Annotated in this window: 17 protein-coding genes and 1 pseudogene; 12 read left to right on the forward strand and 6 right to left on the reverse strand. The window is 63.7% G+C overall.

The genetic code is table 11. The annotated features are described in order from the left end of the window. Positions 1-27: 27 nt before the first annotated feature. Entirely contained in the window at positions 28-2,352 is a 2,325-nt protein-coding gene (locus NOV72_RS00725; RefSeq protein ID WP_106852668.1) for an ATP-dependent DNA helicase, read from the reverse strand. Between the two features lie 41 nt (positions 2,353-2,393). Continuing rightward, positions 2,394-2,915, reverse strand: a pseudogene (locus NOV72_RS00730) (aminotransferase class I/II-fold pyridoxal phosphate-dependent enzyme); the annotation flags it as partial. Between NOV72_RS00730 and NOV72_RS31795 the strand changes: the two are divergent. Genes NOV72_RS31795 through NOV72_RS00745 form a run of 4 tightly spaced genes read left to right on the forward strand, consistent with a single transcriptional unit; the run spans position 2,862 to position 5,534 of the window. Then, positions 2,862-3,188, forward strand: a complete 327-nt coding sequence (locus tag NOV72_RS31795; RefSeq protein ID WP_146149929.1) for a hypothetical protein — start codon at positions 2,862-2,864, stop codon at positions 3,186-3,188. The pseudogene NOV72_RS00730 and the gene NOV72_RS31795 overlap by 54 nt on opposite strands. Further along, on the forward strand, positions 3,185-4,765 hold the full coding sequence (locus NOV72_RS00735) for an FAD-binding oxidoreductase (RefSeq protein WP_106852669.1): 1,581 nt from the start codon (positions 3,185-3,187) through the stop codon (positions 4,763-4,765). Before NOV72_RS31795 ends, NOV72_RS00735 begins: the two co-directional genes overlap by 4 nt. Next, entirely contained in the window at positions 4,762-5,112 is a 351-nt protein-coding gene (locus tag NOV72_RS00740; protein ID WP_106852670.1) for a hypothetical protein, read from the forward strand. Before NOV72_RS00735 ends, NOV72_RS00740 begins: the two co-directional genes overlap by 4 nt. 53 nt (positions 5,113-5,165) lie before the next feature. Further along, positions 5,166-5,534, forward strand: a complete 369-nt coding sequence (locus tag NOV72_RS00745; protein ID WP_106852671.1) for a DOPA 4,5-dioxygenase family protein — start codon at positions 5,166-5,168, stop codon at positions 5,532-5,534. Between the two features lie 54 nt (positions 5,535-5,588). On the opposite strand, the gene NOV72_RS00750 is transcribed toward NOV72_RS00745, so the two are convergent. Continuing rightward, entirely contained in the window at positions 5,589-6,155 is a 567-nt protein-coding gene (locus tag NOV72_RS00750) for a phasin family protein (RefSeq protein ID WP_245932842.1), read from the reverse strand. A 627-nt stretch (positions 6,156-6,782) separates the two neighbouring features. Between NOV72_RS00750 and NOV72_RS00755 the strand changes: the two genes are divergently transcribed. Continuing rightward, on the forward strand, positions 6,783-6,989 hold the full coding sequence (locus NOV72_RS00755) for a helix-turn-helix domain-containing protein (RefSeq protein WP_106852673.1): 207 nt from the start codon (positions 6,783-6,785) through the stop codon (positions 6,987-6,989). A gap of 54 nt (positions 6,990-7,043) precedes the next feature. Here the strand turns inward: NOV72_RS00755 and NOV72_RS00760 are convergent, their stop codons facing one another. Further along, on the reverse strand, positions 7,044-7,982 hold the full coding sequence (locus NOV72_RS00760; RefSeq protein ID WP_106853206.1) for a DMT family transporter: 939 nt from the start codon (positions 7,980-7,982) through the stop codon (positions 7,044-7,046). A 485-nt stretch (positions 7,983-8,467) separates the two neighbouring features. Between NOV72_RS00760 and NOV72_RS00765 the strand changes: the two genes are divergently transcribed. The 5 genes from NOV72_RS00765 (at position 8,468) to NOV72_RS31800 (ending at position 14,068) form a co-directional block, all read left to right on the forward strand. Next, positions 8,468-9,037 carry a fimbrial protein gene (locus NOV72_RS00765; RefSeq protein ID WP_106852674.1) on the forward strand — a complete coding sequence of 190 codons (570 nt, stop codon included), beginning with the start codon at positions 8,468-8,470 and terminating at the stop codon, positions 9,035-9,037. A 76-nt stretch (positions 9,038-9,113) separates the two neighbouring features. Then, positions 9,114-9,854, forward strand: a complete 741-nt coding sequence (locus NOV72_RS00770) for a fimbria/pilus periplasmic chaperone (protein ID WP_106852675.1) — start codon at positions 9,114-9,116, stop codon at positions 9,852-9,854. A 219-nt stretch (positions 9,855-10,073) separates the two neighbouring features. Next, positions 10,074-12,665, forward strand: a complete 2,592-nt coding sequence (locus NOV72_RS00775) for a fimbria/pilus outer membrane usher protein (protein ID WP_106852676.1) — start codon at positions 10,074-10,076, stop codon at positions 12,663-12,665. 11 nt (positions 12,666-12,676) lie between these two features. Further along, positions 12,677-13,741, forward strand: a complete 1,065-nt coding sequence (locus NOV72_RS00780) for a fimbrial protein (protein ID WP_181290782.1) — start codon at positions 12,677-12,679, stop codon at positions 13,739-13,741. Between the two features lie 120 nt (positions 13,742-13,861). Next, positions 13,862-14,068, forward strand: coding sequence for a hypothetical protein (locus NOV72_RS31800; protein WP_146149931.1), 207 nt, complete (start codon positions 13,862-13,864; stop codon positions 14,066-14,068). Between the two features lie 11 nt (positions 14,069-14,079). Here the strand turns inward: NOV72_RS31800 and NOV72_RS00785 are convergent, their stop codons facing one another. Further along, positions 14,080-14,511 carry a hypothetical protein gene (locus NOV72_RS00785; protein WP_106852677.1) on the reverse strand — a complete coding sequence of 144 codons (432 nt, stop codon included), beginning with the start codon at positions 14,509-14,511 and terminating at the stop codon, positions 14,080-14,082. Positions 14,512-14,765: 254 nt separating this feature from the next. Here NOV72_RS00785 and NOV72_RS00790 point away from each other — a divergent pair, with 254 nt between their 5' ends. Next, positions 14,766-15,140 carry a hypothetical protein gene (locus NOV72_RS00790; protein WP_106852678.1) on the forward strand — a complete coding sequence of 125 codons (375 nt, stop codon included), beginning with the start codon at positions 14,766-14,768 and terminating at the stop codon, positions 15,138-15,140. A 50-nt stretch (positions 15,141-15,190) separates the two neighbouring features. Here the strand turns inward: NOV72_RS00790 and NOV72_RS32130 are convergent, their stop codons facing one another. Continuing rightward, on the reverse strand, positions 15,191-15,364 hold the full coding sequence (locus tag NOV72_RS32130; RefSeq protein ID WP_181290783.1) for a hypothetical protein: 174 nt from the start codon (positions 15,362-15,364) through the stop codon (positions 15,191-15,193). Between the two features lie 286 nt (positions 15,365-15,650). Here NOV72_RS32130 and NOV72_RS00795 point away from each other — a divergent pair, with 286 nt between their 5' ends. Then, entirely contained in the window at positions 15,651-15,941 is a 291-nt protein-coding gene (locus tag NOV72_RS00795) for a hypothetical protein (RefSeq protein ID WP_106852679.1), read from the forward strand. Positions 15,942-15,971 lie beyond the last annotated feature (30 nt).

Here is a 15,971-nt window from a genome sequence, read left to right on the forward strand (position 1 = left end):
GTCAGTTAACGGCGGCCTCGCGCGCGTCTAAATGGCGGGATTGCGCGATTCGTCCAGGTCGCGTTGCCGCAGCACTTTCACCTGCCACCACGCGGGCAAAAGACGCCGCACGTCGGCGCGCGCGAAGCGGTCGTCGAGCAGATAAAGCACGCCGCGATCGAGCGGCCCGCGAATCACGCGCCCGGCCGCCTGCACGACTTTTTGCAAGCCGGGAAACAGATACGTGTACGCATAACCCTCGCCGAACGCCGCGTGCATGCGCGCTTTCATTTGCTGGTTCACGGGGTTGAGCTGCGGCAGACCGAGCGTCGCGACGAACGCGCCGATGAGCCGCGTGCCGGGCAAATCGATCGCTTCGCCGAACGCACCGCCCAGCACGGCGAAGCCGACGCCGCGCCCGTCGGCGACGAAACGCGCGAGGAATTCGCGCTGCGCCGCTTCGCTCATCGCGCGGGACTGCTGCCAGCAGGGAATCGACGGATGTCGCGCCGCGAGCGCCGCCGCGACCTGCGCCAGATACTCGAAGCTGCTGAAGAAGCTGAGGTAATTGCCCTCGGCGCTGAAAAACTGCGCGGCGATGAGATCGGCGATGCGATCCACCGAGCGCTCGCGGTCGCGATAACGCGTGGAAAGATCGGCGATGGCGCGCACGTCGAGCTGTTCGGCGGAAAAGGGCGATTCGACTTCGATGCGCACGCTCGATTCCGGCAGGCCGAGCGTATCGGCGTAGAAGTGCGCGGGCGTGAGCGTCGCGGAAAACAGCGCGACGCTGTGGGCGCGCGCGAAACGCGGCGCGAGGTGCGGCGCGGGAATCACGTTGCGCAGGCACAGCACGGCGTGGCGTTTCCTGGCGCTCGAACGCGCGCCGGCCAGCGTGATGTCGAAGAGCGAATGCGAGCCGAAGCGCTCCGCGATACGCGTGAAATGCATCGCATCGAAATAGAAGCGCAAGGTGTCGGGCGTGAAGACGTCGGGTTGCCCGGCGAGCGTTTCGGTCATCAGCGAGACAGCCTGTCCGAGCGCGGTCAAAAGGCGCGCGGGCGGCTCCGCATGGGCCGCGTATTCGATGTTCGCCGCGTCCTGATCGCGCGTGATCTCGTTCCAGCTTCGCGCCACGCGCCCGAGCGCCTGCTTGAGCGGAGGCGGCGCGGTGCGGCGCATCGCGTTGAAGGCGGCCTGATCTAGCGTCGCGGAATACATGGCGCGCGCCCGTTCGACGAGGTTATGCGCTTCGTCGACGAGCACCGACACGCGCCAGCGATTCGCCTCCGCGAGCGCGAAGAGCATGGCGCTCGTATCGAAGTAATAGTTGTAGTCGCCGACGATCACGTCGCCCCAGCGCGACAGTTCCTGGCTCAGATAGTACGGACAGACTTCATGCCGCCGCGCGACCTCCGCGACCGACGTGCGATCGAACTGCGCGCATTCGAGCGCGGCGGCGCGCGCCCCGGCGAGGCGATCGTAGAAGCCGCGTGCGAGCGGACACGATTCCCCGTGACACGCGCGATCCGGATACTCGCACGCCTTGTCGCGCGCAACGAGTTCGACGACGCGCAATGGCCTGGCGGCGAGCGTCGTCAGCGCGTCGAGCGCGAGTTGGCGCCCCGCGCTCTTCGCCGTGAGAAAGAAGATCTTGTCGAGCCGCTGGCCGGGCCATGCCTTCAGCAGCGGAAAGAGCGTGCCGACCGTTTTGCCGATGCCGGTCGGTGCTTGCGCCGCGAGACATCGGCCGGACACCGCCGAGCGATACACCGCTTCCGCGAGCGCGCGCTGGCCGGGCCGGAAATCCGCGTGAGGGAAGGCGAGCGTTTTCAGCGCGTCGTCGCGCGCCGCGCCGTGCTGCATTTCCTGCTTCGCCCACGCGACGAAGCGCTCGCACTGCGCCGCGAAATGCGCAGCGAGCGCTTCGGCTGTCTGCGTTTCGACGAGCACGCTCTCGGTTTGATCGACGATATCGAAATACACGAGCGCGACCTCGATGGCTTCGAGCCCGAGCTTGCGGCACATCAGATGCGCGTACACGCGCGCCTGCGCCCAATGCAGATGCCGATGATTCAGCGGCATCGATTCGAGCTTGCCGCGATGCGTCTTGATCTCTTCGAGACGGTTGAGGGCGGGATCGTAGCCGTCGGCGCGGCCGCGCACGCACAGCGCCCCGCAGGTTTCCGACAGTGAAATTTCCTTCTGATAGCCGGCCGGCCGCCGGCTCGTCACCGCGACGTGGCCCGCGACGCCTTCCTGCGCGCTCGGCGTCGGCGTGAAGCGCAGGTCGAGATCGCCCTGTTTCGCGGTGAACTCGCACAGCGCGCGCACGGCGACGGTGTAGGCGGGCTCGTCGGATACTGTATGCATGTACAGCAGTCTAGCATTGGTGATCGGCGCCGACGCGCCTTCTACGATGCCGCGCGCAGCAATTCGCCGAGCGTTTTCATCGCGTCTTCGATCTGCGGCGACCACGGATGACCAAAGTTGATGCGCACGTAATTCCCGAACGCGTGGCGCGCGGAGAAAATCGGTCCGGGCGTCACGTTGATGCCATGTTCGAGCCCGCGCCTGTGCAGTTGCATCGCGTCGACGTGCTCGGCCAGCCGCAGCCACAGGAAATAGCCGCCGTCCGGCTGAACGAACGCGACGTCAGGCGGCAGCCAGCGCGCGATGGCGTGCTCCATCGCGTCGCGTTGCGTGAGGAGCGCGACGCGCAGCTTGCGCAGGTGTCTGTCGAAGCCGCCATGCTGCAGATAGTCGGCGATGCCCGCCTGCACCGGGATGCTCGTCGAAATGCTCGTCATCAGCTTGAGCCGCCGGATCGCGCCGGCGTATCGGCCCGCCGCGACCCAGCCGAGCCGGTAACCCGGCGCGAAATGCAGTTCGCCGTAGACATCGTCCTCGATGAGCGGGACGTCGTGCTTCGCGAGAGCGCTTCATCGCGTGCTGGGGAGAAAGGGCGCGAAATTGTCTCACACGGGTTCGCGAAGGAATATCGGCGCACCGTCGAGCGTTTAATGGACAAGCGGCTTAATCGCCGTGCCCGGCTTTTCAAACCTTTCGGAGGTGCTTTCATGAAGCTCGCCAGAATCGCAACAGTCGTGCTCGCCCTGCTCGCCGGCCTGCTCGCGGGATGCCAGACCGATGGCAGTTCGAACTCATCGGGCACGACGTCCAGCAGCGGCAGCAGCGGCGGATATTGAGCGCGGCGCCCCTGCCGCCGGGACTGTCGGCGGAGCGGTTTCGCGCGGCGCTGGCGTCGTTCGCGGCGGCGCTCGGCGACGATGCGGTCCTGTCCGGCGATCCTGCTGCGTATCTCGATCCATTCGCACCCGCCGACGCCCTCGCGCACGCGCCATCCGCCGTCGTGCTGCCGAAGGACGTCGAAGGCGTGCGCGCGGCGCTGGCGGTGGCGAACCGGTATCGCGTGCCGCTCTGGACCGTATCGACGGGACGCAACTTCGCTTACGGCGGCGCGGCGCCGCGCATGCACGGCTGCGTGGTGCTCGACTTGCGGCGGATGAACCGCATCATCGAAATCGATGAAACGCTCGGCTATGCGCTGGTCGAGCCGGGCGTGACGTATTACGAGCTGCATCGCGCGCTCGGCGTGCCGCGAAAATTCTGGCTCGATCCGCCCGCGGCGGGCTGGGGCAGCGTGATCGGCAACACGCTCGAACGCGGCTATGGCACGACGCCCTACGGCGATCACGCGGCGCATCAGTGCGGCATGGAAGTCGTGCTTGCGAACGGCGACGTCGTGCGCACCGGCATGGGCGCGATGGCGTCGAGCCGCGACTGGCAGGTTTTCAGAAGCGGCTTCGGGCCGTCCTACGACGACATGTTCATGCAGTCGAACTTCGGCGTCGTGACGAAGCTCGGCATCTGGCTCATGCCCGCGCCCGAGGGCTACATGATCTGCCGCTACGCGTTCGCGCGCGAGGACGATCTCGAACGCGTCGTCGATACGCTGCGTCCGCTCAAAATGGACGGCACGATTCAAAGCAACGCGGTCATCGAAAGCGCCGTGCGCTGGGCGGCGGGCGTCTCGACGCGAAAGGAATGGTACGACGGCGAAGGCGCGATGCCCGACGACGCCATCGGCGCCATGGCGCGCAAGATCGGCATCGGGCGCTGGAATCTGCGTTTTTGCTTATATGGCGCGCCGTCGCTCGTGAAGGCGCGGCGCGATATCGTGCATGCGCGTTTTCAGCCGATCGCGGGCGCGACGCTCTTCGAGATGCCGTATCGCGATGCGTCCGTCGAGCCGGAAGGCGGCGGCGATCGCGCGCAAGTCGGCATTCCGGGGCTCGAAGCGTTCAATCTGCTGAACTGGCGCGGCGGCTCGGGCGCGCATATCGATTTTTCGCCGATCTGCCCGCCGATCGGACGCGATGCCGCGAAGCAGGTCCGCATGGTGCGCGAGCGCGCCGCGCAATTCGGCTTCGATTATTACGGCGGTTTCACCGCGGGCGCGCGCGCGATGCATCACATTTTCGCGGCGATTTTCGATCACGACGATCCGAAGCAGTCGCGCGATGCCGGCGCGCTCATCGAAACGCTGATCCGCGATGCGGGCGCGGCAGGTTACGGGCAATACCGGACGCATCTCTCGTATATGGATCTGGCCGCCGCGCAATACGACTTCAACGATCACGCGCTGATGCGGCTGTCGGACACGATCAAGACGGCGCTCGATCCGAACGGAATTCTGTCGCCGGGCAAGCAGGGCATCTGGCCGACGAAGGGTCCGAAAAGCGCGGACGGAGAAGGGCGGTGAACGCGACGCGGCGCGCGTTTCTCATTGCGGCGGGCGCATCGGGATTGCCGTGGATTTCGCTTGCCGGCGCGTCGCAGGCTTCGACGCGAATCTGGGTCATCGATGACGGCTTGCCGCAAAGCCGCGTTCTCGTGCGGTCGATCAAGGGCCGCGTCGAATCGCTTTCCGGCGACGCGGGCTGGCTGTGGATCGAGCGATTGTCGAAAGCAACGATGCCGATCGGCGGCCTGACGCGCTTCGCCGACGCGTTCGTGTTGTCGCAGCTCGGCGCGGATATCGGCATGCGCGCGACGCATCACCGCGCCTTCGCTGACGGCGCCGTGCTCTGGACGCTCGAACGTTGCTGAAAGCGGTCCGCTAAAATGAAACGTGTCTCGATATTGCCGCGCACGGATCAACGATGAACGCCACGGACTCCCGCACGATCGCCGACTGGCACGCGCATATCTATTTCGACGCCGCGAGCCGCGACGCGGCGTGGCAGCTTCGGCTCGTCATCGAGCAACGATTCGCCGGCGAATTGCAAAGCGGCGCATTGCGCCTCGGACGCTTTCACGAACGTCCTGTCGGACCGCATCCGATGTGGTCGTTCCAGTTGGGATTCGGCGGCGAGCTGCTCGCGCCGATGCTCGCCTGGCTCGCGCTGAACCACGGCGCGCTCGATGTCTTCATGCATCCGAATACGGGCGACGCGCTCGTCGATCATCGCGATTCGGCCGTCTGGATCGGCCGCTCGCATGAACTCGTGCTGAAGAGTCTGGGCGGCTGACGCGAAAAAAGAAAAAGGCGGAACGCGTCCGCCTTTTTCGCCGATATTCGCGCCTTACTTCTTCGCGCTCGCCGTCTTCGACGACACGACGCGCACGGCCGTCTGGTTCGCCATCGTGGCGTCGTTCTGCGCCGCTTCGACCACCTGCTTCGCGGCCTTCCTGGCGGCTTCGTAAGCCGAATTCGCCGATTGGGTCGCGGCATCGATCGCGGTCTTCCACGCCGCCACGACCGCTTCGCTGCCGGCGGGCGCGTTGCTCACGAGGCTTTCGAAGCAAGCCTGGACATTACGCTGCGATTTCTCGATGTGATCCTGCGCCGCTTCCATGTAGCTGCCGCGCACGCCCGACATGATCTCGTAGACGCCCGTCCAGTACGCCTGCGCGCGCTGGACGCTGCTTTGCAGATGTTGATTCTGAACCGCGAAGAATTCCTGCGGATCGCGCACGGAGAGCGTTTTGGCGATGAGCGCCTGATGCTCGTCGAGCGCCGTTCTGACCGTGCGCACGTTCAGGTCGACCAGCCTTTCGAAGCCCCCGACAGACTGGGCGGCGAGACCGAACGTCGTGTCGACCCCGGCCTTCTGTGACGCGATGACATTTTCCGGCGCAAGACTGCTCATGCTCGACTCCATATGGAAGTGGCCCAATGATTATGCGATGAATTTGTGCAGTGCAGCGATTGATCCATTTTAAGGGAAGCGTGTGGAGTGTCAATTACGTTTTCCCCGCTTGACTTTAAACCATATAGCCCGTTATTCAAAAATCGTTACTTGCGATCATTAAATGAGCAGGCTTATTAAAAGCAATCGCTTCGATCACACTTCACGAAATCCGCACGATCATTTGATTATCGGCAATCTTCCAAAACGCGTAAAAATCCTGACCAATCGGACGGTCGATTCATGCAAATGAAATTACGCACGGCTCGACGGGAACAGGCGGCTTCTCGTAAACACCTAAGCCAAAAATTGCCGAATGCGTTGTTTCCCCACTTGACGCATTGATGCCGCAATTGGAAGAATCTCGCACTGCAACACACGCGACGGGCATTTCACGGGGCAGGGTGATTATCGGTATTTCTGTCACTGCCACGTCATCGTAAATCCGTAGGATTCACCCTCGCGCGAATGAGCCGGCGCTGAACGGCATAAAGAGATAAATCGAGAGACTTGAAGAAAATGGGGCGACATTCCCAAACCCTTGGCCACCTTGAACGCAGTCACGAAGACAACGCCTTGCGGCGCGCCATGGCCGCACGACTCGACCGGGCCTTGCAGAAGGCCAACGTCAGTTCCGCAAAAGCCGCCGGCTGGCTCGATGTGAGCGAGCACGACGTGCAATTCTGGCGGCGCGGCATCACGGTTCCGCCGTTCGCGGCATTCAACCGCATCGCGAGAGCGCTCGACATCGATCCGCACTGGCTCTGCACGGGCCAGGCGCATTCCGCCAACTGATCGCCTCCGCTTCGGCGCGCATCGCGCGCGCCGTCTTTCGCGTTTCCCCGAGCGTCAGACTTCCGTCGATACGGCCTGCGCCGTCTTGCGCCCGTGCAGCAGCACGGTGCCGATGCCGCTCGCCGCGATCACGCACATGCCGGTCGCCATCCAGAGATCCGGCACCTGTCCGAACAGCAGCCAACTGAAGAGCGCAGCAAACGCGAGCTGGCCGTAGGCGAACGGCGTCAGCACGGAGAGCGGGGCGCGCTTCAGCGCCTGAAGCATGAGCCCGTGCCCGAGGGTCGCCATCGTCGCCATGAAGACGACGAGCAGCCAGCTTCCCACGCGCACCTGCGCGAGCGCGGGCAAGGTTTCGGCCTGATCCATCCACACGAGCGCGCATAGCAGCACAGTGGCGACGAGCGCCGTCAGGAAGTTAGTCGTGATGGCGTCGTCGACGCGCGAAAGATGGCTCGACACCACCTGAAAGCACGCGAACGTCGTCGCCGCGCCGATCGGAAAAATCACGGTCCAACTGAACTGGCTGCCGCCCGGCCGCACGACCAGCAACATGCCGATGAACCCGAGCACGACCATCGCCCATTTGCTGCGCGACACTTCGTCTTTGAGCACGAGCGCGGCGAGCAGCGTGGAAATGAGCGGCGCGAGCATCGCGAGGGAAGTCGTGACCGGCAGCGGCAAATGCCGCAAGCCCGCGAACGTGCATGCGGAATTGGTGAGTAGCAGCACCGCGCGCACGATCTGAAGCCTGACGCTGCCCGAGCGGAAGAGACCGAACGCGCGCCGCCGGACTTGCCAGACGCCCATCACGATCATCTGAAAGACGTAGCGCACCCAGAGCAGCGCGAGAAGAGGGACTGCGGTGCCGATCAGCTTGACGGTGGAATCGCTCGCGGCGAAGCTCGCCGTCGTCAGGATCATGATGGCGATACCGGCGCCGGTGCTATCGGTATCGATGCGGTAGCGCGCCTTGCCCTCTAAGGTTGCCATCGAGTTCTCGTGATGCGCCGTCACGCGCAGCATTGTTTCTGCCGACGGCATGGATGAAGGAACGGTTTCAGGCCGTTGCTTCGATTCTCCCGGCATCACCGAGTGCTGGCAAGGCCGTGTTGTGCACAGGTCACGATGCTGGAAATGTACTAGACGGTTCGGACAAATTGCGATTCGGCGCGACGCGAGGCTCGCGCGTCGCGATCGGCAATCGTCGGACAAATTTCCAAGGTGCGGCGGTGTCGTCCGCTTCAGCGCTGTTGTCCTAATACGCGCTATCTCAAATTGAGAATTGGATTAGAGCTTTCTTAGTCGCACTTTTTTACTATTCCGTTCAACGCAGATCGCGGCGAAAGCCAGCTTCCAGGGCACCACCCTGAATCAAGCGCAAAGCGTTCGCCGATGCAGCATGGCATTCGAAACTCAGCCATGCGCGCCGATGTGCAGTCCGAATTCTTCCATCACGAATTTCTCAGGAGCATTACATGAAAAAGCGCATCATCCTCGCAGCCGCCCTCGTTTCCATGAGCGTCGTCGCTCTGACGTCGATGAACGCCCACGCCGCCGATGGCACCATCGCGATCACCGGTGCGGTCTCGGACTCGACGTGCTCGATCAACGGCGCCGCCAGCGGCACGCCGGCCAACATTTCGGTGACGCTTCCGGTCGTGAACGTGAGCGCGCTGTCGGCCGCTGGCGCGACGGCGGGCACATCGAACCTGGGCGACATCACGCTTTCGCTGAGCGGTTGCAGCGGCGCGGCGACGAAAGCCGTCGCTCGCTTTGAAAACGGCCCGACGGTCGATCAGAGCAGCGGCTATCTGGTCAACCAGTCGATGGGATCGCCCGCGGGCAACGTGGAAGTACGCTTGCTAAACGCCCAAATGCAGCCTATCAATATCCTCACGAATGCGAACAACGACGTGGCCAGCAACGGCGCCACGATCTCGGGCGGCGTCGCCACGTTGAACTATTTCGCCCAGTATTTCGCGACGGGCAAGGCCACCCCGGGCCTGGTCAGCACCTCGGTGCAATACACGATGCAATATCAGTAACGAGCGCGCGGGCCGTCCCGACGAGGGACGGTCCGGTTTTGCGCCGGCGCAAGGCCGGGACATTCGGATGTCAGCGATGAATACGTTGAAACGCTTGATTGCAATATTGGGAATGCTCACGACATTGCTTGCGGGCGCCGCGCATGCCAGCGTCACGATAGGCGGCACGCGCGTGATCTATCCGCTCGATCAGCGGGAAGTCAGCGTGAAGCTGAACAACGACAGCCGCGCGCCGGCGCTCGTGCAGGTATGGATGGACGATGGCAACGCGGACGCGAAGCCCGGCGATATCAAGACGCCGTTCGTCATCACGCCGCCGATTTTCCGCATGGACCCGAACAAATCGCAGACCTTGCGCCTGATGTATGGCGGCGACGCCTTGCCGCAGGATCGCGAGTCGGTATTCTGGCTCAACGTGCTCGACGTTCCGCCCAAGGCCGGCGCCAAGCCCGACGCCAACACGCTGCAAATGGCCTACCGCACGCGCATCAAGGTCTTCGTGCGTCCGCCCCAACTGCCGGGCCGCCCGGACGAAGCACCTAAAACGCTCGAATGGCGCGTCGTGCCCGCCGCCGGCGGCGCGGGCCTGGCGCTCTCCGTATCGAATCCGAGTGCGTATCACGTTTCGTTCAGCGAAATTTCCGTATCGTCCAATGGACGCACGTTCAAGAACGAGACCGGTGGAATGGTCGCGCCACGTTCCACGCAGATCATTCCCGTGCCGCAGATGAGCGGCGTCACGAGCGGAAAGGTCCATTTCATCGCGATCAGCGATTACGGCGGCCCCATCGAAGGCGACGCCACCGCCGGACAGTAGCGGCGCCGAGGCGATCCATTACGTCCTCACGCCTGGCCCTTTTCGTTTCTCGCAACAGTTCGCCCGCTTCTTCGATGCACGCATGACGGCTTTCTGAAACACACCGTTCAGCCATCTCAAAATTAGAATTCGTCCTAGGTACTTCTATCTCGATAAAAAATAGCATCGGTTTGTTCGACATCGATCCCTCGATGTCACGCACAAACCGACTGCCGAGATATGAAGTCCCTTCGTGATCAATCGCGTTCTTCCCTCGAACTGAGCCGTACGGCGCTGCTGGTGTTGATGGCCTTCTCCATGGCAGCGTTCGCGGCCACGGCGCGGGCCGCCGCCAGCGAACCGCCCGGCGCCGTCGAGTTCGACACCACGTTCCTGCGCGTGGATTCGAAGAGCGATTTCGACACAAAGCGTTTCTCTCGCGGCAACATCGTGACGCCGGGCGTCTACGCCGTCGATATCATCGTCAACGACAATCGCGTGGCGCGCGAGGAAGTGCGTTTCGCCGCCGTGCGCGAAGGCGAGAATGCGACGCCGTGCCTGACGCACAAGATGCTCGAAAGCGCGGGCCTGGACTTCGCGAAACTCACGGCGGAGCACGGTCAAAAGGAAGCGACGCCGGCCGATGCCTGCATCGACTTGCGCGCGCTCGTGCCGGAAGCTTCGGTCGACTTCGATTTCGGCGAGCAGAAACTGGTGCTGTCGATCCCGCAGCGGTACATGCGCGCATCCGCGCGCGGATACGTGTCGCCGGAGTTGTGGGACCGTGGCGTGAATGCAGGCTTCCTGAGCTACAACGCGAACGTCTATCGGACGCGTTCCGGCGGCGAGCAGTCGACGCAGGAATATCTCGGGCTCAACGCGGGCGTGAACATCGGCGGATGGAATTTTCGCCATCAGTCGTCGCTGACGGCATCGACCGGGCAGGCGACGCAGTTCGACAACATCGCCACCTACGTCCAGCACGACCTGCCCGGTCTGCGCGCGCAGGCCGTGATCGGCGACGCGCAGACGACCGGCGACGTGTTCGACGCCGTGTCGTTTCGCGGCGCGCAGATTTCCACGGACGATCGCATGCTGCCCGAATCGCTGCGGGGTTTCGCGCCCGTCGTGCGCGGCACGGCGGAATCGAACGCCCGCGTGACGGTGCGTCAGAACGGACAGGTCATCTACGAAACGAACGTGACGCCGGGTCCGTTCGAAATCCGCGATCTCTACGCAACGGGCTCCGGCGGCAATCTCGACGTCACCGTCACGGAAGCCGACGGACGCGCGAAGCACTTCACGGTGCCGTATGCATCGGTTGCGCAATCGCTGCGTCCGGGCACGACGCGCTTCGCGGTCACGGCCGGGCAACTGCGCGACGATTCGCTGAACACGAAGCCCGGCTTCGCGCAATTCACGCTGCAGCGCGGCCTGACGAATCGCGTCACGCTTTACGGCGGCGCGATCGTATCGGAAGGCTATGCCGCCGTGAATGTCGGCGCGGCGCTCAACACGAAGTTCGGCGCAATCGCGACCGATATCACCGCCGCGCGCACGCAGGTTCCGGGCGAACACACGATGCAGGGCAGAAGCCTGCATATCGGCTATTCCAAGTTCATCGATCCGACGGGCACGAACGTGACGATCGGCGCGTACCGCTATTCCGACGCCGGCTATCTTTCCCTCGCCGACGCCGCGCATGTGCGCGACGCCGCCCTTAACGGCGGCAATCCGTCCGATCGCAATCGCGGCCGCGCGCAATTGACCGTCGATCAGCCGCTCGGCAAGCACGGCTCGGTGTTCCTGACGGTCTCCTCGCAAAGCTACTGGAACCGTCCGGGACACGACACGTTCTTCCAGGCGGGTTATTCGAACAGCTTCAAATACGGCACCTATAGTGTATCTGCGAGCCGCACGCAGAACTCGGATGGCACGATGTCGAATCAGTTCATGGTGAGCACGACCATTCCGCTCGGTCATTCGCAACATGCGCCCCAACTCACGACGAATCTGAGCACGGGCGGCGGCGCGGCGAACATGCAGGTGAACGTCGGCGGTTCGGCGGGAGAAAACGATCAGTATTCGTACAACGCGTATGGATCGATGGCGCAGCAGTCGGGCACGAGCGTGAATTCGAATGTCGGCGTGAGCGGCGCGTGGCGCGCGCCGTATGCGCAGGTCAGCGCGTCGGCGAGCGGCGGGCCGAACTCGTCGCAGATGTCGGCGGGCGTGAGCGGTTCGATCGTCGCGCATCCGGGCGGCGTGACGTTCTCGCAGACGGTCGGCGATACCTTCGGCATCGTCGAGGCGAAGGGCGCGGAAGGCGCGAGCGTGTCGAGCGCGACCGGCGTGAAGGTCGATTCGCACGGTTACGCGGTCGTGCCTTATCTCACGCCGTACAGCATGAATCACGTGGACATCGATCCGAAGGGCAGTTCGCTCGATACGGAGCTTCAATCGACGTCCGAACAGGTCGCGCCGCATTCCGGTTCGATCGTCATGCTCAAGTACAAGACGGTGACGGGACGCGTTGCGCTGATCCGCGCGCCGCGCCTCGCCGGCGATGCGCTTCCCTTCGGCGCGGAAGTGTCCGATGAAGCGGGGCACGTCGTGGGCGTCGTCGCGCAGGACAGCCGGATTTTCGCGCGCGGCGTCGAGGAGAAGGGCACGCTCTTCGTCAAGTGGGGCGACGGTGCGAGCGAGCAATGCAGCATTGCGTATGCGTTGCCGGCGAAGAACGACAAGATGACGGCGGGTTATGCGTCGGTGGAGTCGCATTGCCTGCCTTCGCGTGCGATCGTTGCAACGGACGGAGCCAGCCATTGGTGAGCAATGTCGAGATGAAAACGGAGCGACGGCATACCTTCCGTGCGAGCGGACGCTGGCTACTCCTGATGATCGTTGCGTTCGTCGCGTCGGTCATGTCTCTGTCCGCGCACGCGACGTCGACGTGCAACGACGCGAGCAACAACAACGCGCTGAACGCCGGGACGATAGCCGTGCCGGTCGGCGCAGCCGCGGGGATGACGGTCAGCACCCTGACGCCCGTGAATTTCATCGTTCAGTGCAGGTTTCTCGCGACCGGTTCGCAGAACACGTCCACCGATCTGACAGGCAAGCTCAGCATTACGAATCCGCTCGCGGGAGGTTTCTCCGATGTCTATCAGACGAACATCTCCGGTCTGGGCGTCCGGTACACGGTCAATTCGCCGGGAGCGCAATGCAACATCACGAACCAGACCATCCAGAACGGATCGCTCACGTTCACATGCACGTTCAACGGCGCGATCAACGGTCCGTACACGCAGTACAGCATCTACATCACGGCGTCGCTGGTCGTGACAGGACCGATCGCATCGGGCGCTTCGACGCTTTCTTCCGCGCCGGTCGTCGCATTTTCACTGACGACCATCGACTCCGGCGGCCCCTGGTCTCAGCAACCGGCATACAGCGGCGCAGCGGCGGGTACGCTCACGCACGCAACGTGCTCGGTGAGTCAGGCCAGCGTCTCCGTCGATCTGCCCACCGCCGACAGCAACAACCTCGGCTCGATCGGAGCGACGACCGCGCCGAAGGCATTCGCATTGACCTTGTCCTGTCAGACCGGATCGATCGTGCTCATCACACTGACCGATAGCGTCAATCCCGCGAATCGCGGCACGGCCTTGCAACTCGCACCCGGATCGACCGCGGCGGGCGTGGGCATTCAGATTCTCAACAGCGCGGGCACGCCCGTTTCGTTCGGCGCCGACTCGGCCGCACCGGGGAACACGAACCAATGGTCGATCGGCACTTCGCCGGACGGGACGCTGCAAGTGCCGCTGACCGCACGGTACGTGCGCACCGGCAGTGTCACCGCCGGCACCGTCAAGGCGCTGGCAACGTTCACGATGTCTTACCAATAAGCCCGGTTGCGTTGCACCATGCGTGATCGTTGCGATGTTCGTTGCCGAGGAAGCGCTTGCCAACGGCAATTTGCCGCCTACACTTAAAGTAGTTTCTCAACTGCTTCGAGGGAGGCAACAATGAGAGCGAGAACCCGCGAAGTCGTACGCATGCTCGCGACATTCCGTCATTCGGCGCATTGTCGAAGGCTGCGCGATGCAGCGGCGGCCCAGCAAGCGCGCGATCTCGCCAACGAGCCATCAGACGACGATGCAACCGAAGAGGACGAGCGTGCCGATCCGGAGACATTCATCGTCGTCCGCAAGCCGCATCCGGACATGCATTGACATGCGCGGGCTCAGACGCCTGCCGGATTCCTGAATGGCGAGAAGCGCCAGTGCCCGCTCGGGTCTTTCACCGCGATGGCGCCGTGCTCGTGCAGCACTTTGCCGATGGCGCCCGGCTTGATGTCGTCGGAGATACGAATGACGAGCAGCGTGCGCTGCGGCGTGGCGTCGTCGATCGCTTGCGGCGCGGGCGATTTCTGCGGCGGCTCGTGCGGCACGAAACGGTTGCGCGCGCCGATCACGCCCTGATGCTCGCCGTGCGCGGCATATTCGGCATCGTCTTCGTCGTGCGATGGCGGCATGAGCGCATCGATGTCGATTTCTCCACGGCCTGCCCGGTAAAGATGCGCATCGTCGCGTCGCAGTCCTGCGAGTTGCAATGCGCGCAGCGCGTCATGTCCGTCGCGATAGCATCCGAACATCCCAACTATGACCTGATTCATCGTCGCCCCCTCTGTCGGCCCGCATGTGCGCGGGCCAAGCAACAGATGTCATCGTGCGCGGTTATCGATCGATCCTCCGCGCTCTTCCATTCGTCAGATGATCTTCAGCAACACGCGTTCCCGCATGATGGTTTTGAAAGGCGAGCGCGCAAACCCTGTTTTCCGCAGGTTGCGACCCCAACGGCTATCACATAAAGTAGCTGAACTTCTTTCCCGGATCCGCGCGTCGCCGACGCGCTCTTCGCGAGGCTCGAATGACTGCGAAAGCCTGTGCCTGGGTACTCGTACTGATCGCAGGGTCCGCAGCGGCGGCGCCTTGCTATAACGACGGCGATGTCGTCACGCTCGAGGGCACGGCGACGCGCCAGGCCGCGCATGAAGGCGATGCATCCGCGAAGCCCGCGTGGGTCCTTGCGTTGCCGGGGCCGATTTGCGTGTTGAGCGCGGCAACAGGCGGGGGCGCGCGAACGCAGTCGAATGTGTCGGCGGTGCAGATCATCGACGCGACACCGGCCGAAAATGCGCGCATCCAACTGACGGGCAGGCTCGTCACCGGCAACGTCAGCGGCTATTACGCGGTGCCCACCGCGATCTGGGTGCTTAAACAGCGCGTGCTTTCGGGACAATAACGCTCGCGGGCCCGCACGGGCGATGCGTTACCAGCGAACGCTGCGTTCGATCAGGCCGCTTTCGCGTGCGCCCGATAACGCCAGTATTCAGCGACCACGATATGCAGCGGCTGATCGTCGAGCTTGCGCTCTTCCGCGAATCGCAAGATGGCGTCGAGTTGCGCGCCGTTGCAACGGAACCCTTCGCGGCGCGAGGCCGTCTGGTTTTTCTTGTGCGTGGTCATGGCAATCCTTTTTAGGACCTTCCCCGGCAGGGCAGGATCGTTCGACGGGGCGGCCCGTGCGCGCGAACGCTGCCTGCTGCTTTCGCATTAAGCCGGAGCCGCGCACGCGCGACCGGGCGCTAGCGCACATAGCCGTCAAGACATGACAGATAGCGCAAAGCGCGGGCCTGCGTATGGCCTTCGGCATCGTTTCCTTTCATCGCTGGAATAAACCTTTCGACTGTGCCGTTTAGCATTCGTGGAACCCGCGCGGCAATCGAGACGCGGGGCGAGGGAGGAGAAGCCTGTGAGCGTCGATCAACATGCGCACGAGGAACTCGCGCACATCGGGCGGATGATCGCGGAACTGGAGCGTGTCGCGACGAAAGGGCACGGCGAACCGACGCGGCATGCCGTCATGCGGCCGGAGTACTGGCAGCGGCGAATCGATGCGTTGATGGTCGCATCGACGAACGAGCCGCTGCGGCGCGATGCGGCTGCGCTGCGCGAGCGCCTGGCGGAAGTATTCGCCGGCACGCGCGAACGAGATACGGGGCACGCGGGTGAACCGGCGCGGGAGACCGGCAGCAGAAAATGAAGCGAAGCGACGTGCGCGGCGGCGCGTGTG

The sequence above is a fragment of the Caballeronia novacaledonica genome (assembly GCF_900258035.1).
In the GTDB taxonomy this organism is placed as follows: Bacteria; Pseudomonadota; Gammaproteobacteria; order Burkholderiales; family Burkholderiaceae; genus Caballeronia; species Caballeronia novacaledonica.

Coding starts and splice junctions, on each gene's coding strand:
- NOV72_RS00790 (WP_106852678.1), top strand. CDS start 14,766: ATGACTGCGAAAGCCTGTGCCTGGGTACTCGTACTGATCGCAGGGTCC.
- NOV72_RS00755 (WP_106852673.1), top strand. CDS start 6,783: ATGGCCGCACGACTCGACCGGGCCTTGCAGAAGGCCAACGTCAGTTCC.
- NOV72_RS00725 (WP_106852668.1), bottom strand. CDS start 2,352: ATGCATACAGTATCCGACGAGCCCGCCTACACCGTCGCCGTGCGCGCG.
- NOV72_RS00745 (WP_106852671.1), top strand. CDS start 5,166: ATGAACGCCACGGACTCCCGCACGATCGCCGACTGGCACGCGCATATC.
- NOV72_RS00775 (WP_106852676.1), top strand. CDS start 10,074: ATGAAGTCCCTTCGTGATCAATCGCGTTCTTCCCTCGAACTGAGCCGT.
- NOV72_RS00760 (WP_106853206.1), bottom strand. CDS start 7,982: ATGGCAACCTTAGAGGGCAAGGCGCGCTACCGCATCGATACCGATAGC.
- NOV72_RS31800 (WP_146149931.1), top strand. CDS start 13,862: ATGAGAGCGAGAACCCGCGAAGTCGTACGCATGCTCGCGACATTCCGT.
- NOV72_RS32130 (WP_181290783.1), bottom strand. CDS start 15,364: ATGACCACGCACAAGAAAAACCAGACGGCCTCGCGCCGCGAAGGGTTC.
- NOV72_RS31795 (WP_146149929.1), top strand. CDS start 2,862: ATGCAGTTCGCCGTAGACATCGTCCTCGATGAGCGGGACGTCGTGCTT.
- NOV72_RS00765 (WP_106852674.1), top strand. CDS start 8,468: ATGAAAAAGCGCATCATCCTCGCAGCCGCCCTCGTTTCCATGAGCGTC.
- NOV72_RS00785 (WP_106852677.1), bottom strand. CDS start 14,511: ATGAATCAGGTCATAGTTGGGATGTTCGGATGCTATCGCGACGGACAT.
- NOV72_RS00780 (WP_181290782.1), top strand. CDS start 12,677: ATGAAAACGGAGCGACGGCATACCTTCCGTGCGAGCGGACGCTGGCTA.
- NOV72_RS00770 (WP_106852675.1), top strand. CDS start 9,114: ATGAATACGTTGAAACGCTTGATTGCAATATTGGGAATGCTCACGACA.
- NOV72_RS00750 (WP_245932842.1), bottom strand. CDS start 6,155: ATGAGCAGTCTTGCGCCGGAAAATGTCATCGCGTCACAGAAGGCCGGG.